The following is a 3047-nucleotide window of genomic DNA, read 5'->3' as shown; positions in this document are numbered from 1 at the left end:
GCGGCCGAGCAGGACGGCGTCGGCGGCCCCGTCGGTGATGATCTTCTCCGCGTACTGCGGCTCGGCGATCAGGCCGACCGCGGCCGTCGGCAGGCCGGCCTCCTCGCGGACCCGCCGGGCGAAGGGCACCTGGTAGCCGGGGCCGGTGGGGATGCGGATGCCGGAGGTGATGCCGCCCGTGGAGACGTCCATCAGGTCGACGCCGCGGGTCCGCAGGGCCTGCGCGAGGCGCACGGTGTCGCCGGCGGTCCAGCCGTCGCGGCCGTCCTCGGGGTTCTCCGTCACCCAGTCCGTCGCCGACGTCCGGAAGAACACCGGGAGTTCGTCCGGCCACACCGCGCGCACCGCTTCCACGACCTCCAGGGCGAAGCGCACCCGGTTCTCGAACGAGCCTCCGTAGGCGTCGGTGCGCCGGTTGCTCAGCGGGGACAGGAACTCGTGGATGAGGTAGCCGTGAGCGCCGTGCACCTCCACGACCTGGAAGCCGGCGGCCAGGGCGCGCCGCGCGGCGTCCGCGAACTGCCCGACGATCTCCTGGATCTGTTCCACCGTCAGCTCGGCCGGAACGGGGTGACCCGGCACGTACGGCACCGCGCTCGGGGCGGACGGCAGCCAGCCCTCCTCCGGGCCCACCGGCTCGCCGCCGCGCCACGGGCGGTCGGTGGCCGCCTTGCGGCCCGCGTGCCCGAGCTGGATGCCGGGCACGGTGCCGCGCTCCTTGAGGAACGCGGTGATGCGGCGCAGGCCCTCGGTCTGGGTGTCGTTCCAGAGCCCGAGGTCGGCCGGGCTGATGCGGCCCTCGGGGCTGACGGCGGTCGCCTCCACGAGGATCAGGCCCGCACCGCCGGTCGCGCGGGCGGCGTAGTGCGCGAAGTGCCAGTCGTTCGCGACGCCCGCGCCCGGCCCGAAGACCTCGGCGCTGTACTGGCACATCGGGGCCATCCAGACCCGGTTGGGAAAGGTGAGCGATCGCAGGGTGTAGGGGGTGAAGAGTGCGCTCACGGCGGTGGTGGCGGTCACGGCAGGCTCCTCTGCGCTGGTGCGCGTCACGGCTCGTCCCGCTCGCTGCGGTTGCCGCGGCGGGTCGGTCGTACGATAACTCTCGTAGTACGAGGGATGTCAAACTACGAGGGTTCTCGTACAATGGAGGCGTCGTGCGAGACCCCGCGCACCTGGAGGAGCCGCCGTGTCAGCGCAGAAACAGCCGTCGCCGGGCGGCCGCTCCATGGAGCACCCCGAGCGCGCGGACATCCGCCTCGAAGGCGTGCTGCACGCGCTCTCCGACCCCATGCGGCTGCAGATCGTGCGCGATCTCGCCGCGGAGGAGGGCGAGCTGAACTGCTCGGTCTTCGACCTCCCGGTCAGCAAGTCGACGACGACGCACCACTTCCGCGTGCTGCGCGAGAGCGGTGTGGTCCGGCAGATCTACCGGGGCACCGCGAAGATGAACGCCCTGCGCCGCGACGACCTCGAAGCGCTCTTCCCCGGGCTGCTCGGCTCCGTGCTCACTGCGGCCTCGCTCCAGGCCTCGCGCCTGGGCACGGCCTCCTGACGGCGCCTGGGAAAGGGGGCTCCAGGGCTCTCAGCCGCCGGTGCGGGCTGCGGACAGCAGCCCCGCCCAGTCCGGGATCTTCACCGGGCCGCGGCCCAGCCGCCGCCCGAGAGCGGCCTCCGCGGCCTCGATGCCCAGCCAGCCCGGCCACTCCACGGGCTGCCGCCCGGCCGCGCGCAGGACGGCGTGCGCCTCTTCGGCCGTCACCGGCGTGCGCGCCGCGAGCGCGGCGGCATCGGCCAGCAGGGACGTCACCGTCTCCTTCGCGCACGAGCGGTTCGTGCCGATCACACCCGTCGGCCCGCGCTTGATCCACCCCGCCACGTACTCCCCGGGCGACGGCGCGCCCTCGCGCAGCACCCGGCCCGCCGCGTGCGGCACGGTCCCCGGCCCGGCGTCGAACGGCAGGCCCGCGACGGGCACTCCGCGGTAGCCCACCGAGCGCAGCACCAGCTGCGCCTCGACCTCCTCGAACTCACCGGTGCCCGCGACGCCGCCGCGGCCGTCCGGGACGGTCCGCTCGAAGCGCACGGCGCGCACGGCGCCGTCGCCGAGCAGCGCCACCGGGCGGAGGAAGAACCGCAGGCGGATCCGGCGCGGCCGGCCCGCAGGAGGCCGGTCCGCCCAGTCGCGCAGCACCTCCACGTTGCGCCGCGCCGCCGCGGGCAGACCGCGCGGGTCGCCCCACGCGGGGTCGAGCGCGGCCTCCTCGCCCCGTACCAGCGTCTCCGCGCCCGGCAGTGCGCCCAGCTCGCGCAGCTCCTTGGTGGTGAACTTCGCCTGCGACGGCCCGCGCCGGCCGACCATGTGAATGTCCGTCACCCGGCTCTCCGCGAGCGCGGCCAGGGCGGCGTCCGGCACGTCCGTGCGGTGCAGTTCACCGGCGCCGCGCGCCAGCACCCGGGCCACGTCGACGGCCACGTTCCCCACGCCGATGACGACCGCCGAGCGCGCGCCCAGCACGAACCCGCCCGGAGCCGCGTCCGGGTGAGCGCTGTACCAGGAGACGAACTCCGTGGCCGAGAAGCTGCCCGGCAGGTCCTCGCCCGGGATGCCGAGCCGCCGGTCGGTCGCGGCCCCCACGCAGTAGACCACCGCGTGGTAGAGCTCCAGCAGCCTGCGCGGCGCGAGGCCGCGCGGGCCGTCGCCCACCGGGACGTTGCCGAAGAACCTGATGGCGGGGTGCTCCATGGCGGCCCGCAGGTTGTTCTGCAGCGACTTGATCTTCTCGTGGTCGGGCGCGACGCCGTAGCGCACCAGCCCGTACGGACAGGGCAGCCGGTCCAGCACGTCCACCGTCACGCCGGGGACGTCCTGCTGCTGCACCAGGGCCTGGGCGGTGTAGACCCCGCTCGGCCCGGACCCGACCACTGCGACGCGAAGCACGCTGGGCCCCTTTCCGCGGATCTCCGCAGCCGTCCCGCACGTCCCTCCAGGATCGCACCGCCGGCGGCGGTGCGGGAGGGCGGCGGGCGGGCATGGCCGGTTCGGATAC

3 protein-coding genes are annotated in these 3047 nt (G+C 74.8%); 1 reads left to right on the top strand and 2 read right to left on the bottom strand.

What is annotated here, in order from left to right; genetic code table 11:
- Positions 1-1002: NADH:flavin oxidoreductase/NADH oxidase (locus ACSNOH_RS34240; RefSeq protein ID WP_436725352.1), on the bottom strand; the 1002-nt coding region annotated here is incomplete at its 3' end.
- Between the two features lie 223 nt (positions 1003-1225).
- Here ACSNOH_RS34240 and ACSNOH_RS34235 point away from each other — a divergent pair.
- Positions 1226-1552 carry an ArsR/SmtB family transcription factor gene (locus ACSNOH_RS34235; RefSeq protein WP_436725351.1) on the top strand — a complete coding sequence of 109 codons (327 nt, stop codon included), beginning with the start codon at positions 1226-1228 and terminating at the stop codon, positions 1550-1552.
- A gap of 30 nt (positions 1553-1582) precedes the next feature.
- Here the strand turns inward: ACSNOH_RS34235 and ACSNOH_RS34230 are convergent, their stop codons facing one another.
- Complete coding sequence (locus ACSNOH_RS34230; RefSeq protein ID WP_436725350.1) at positions 1583-2938, bottom strand: FAD-dependent oxidoreductase; 1356 nt, start codon at positions 2936-2938, stop codon at positions 1583-1585.
- Positions 2939-3047 lie beyond the last annotated feature (109 nt).

The organism is Streptomyces sp. URMC 127 (assembly GCF_051386535.1).
In the GTDB taxonomy this organism is placed as follows: domain Bacteria; phylum Actinomycetota; class Actinomycetes; order Streptomycetales; family Streptomycetaceae; genus Streptomyces.
The sequence above is the reverse complement of the archived record's forward strand: the minus strand, read 5'-3'. Positions and strand labels throughout refer to the sequence as shown.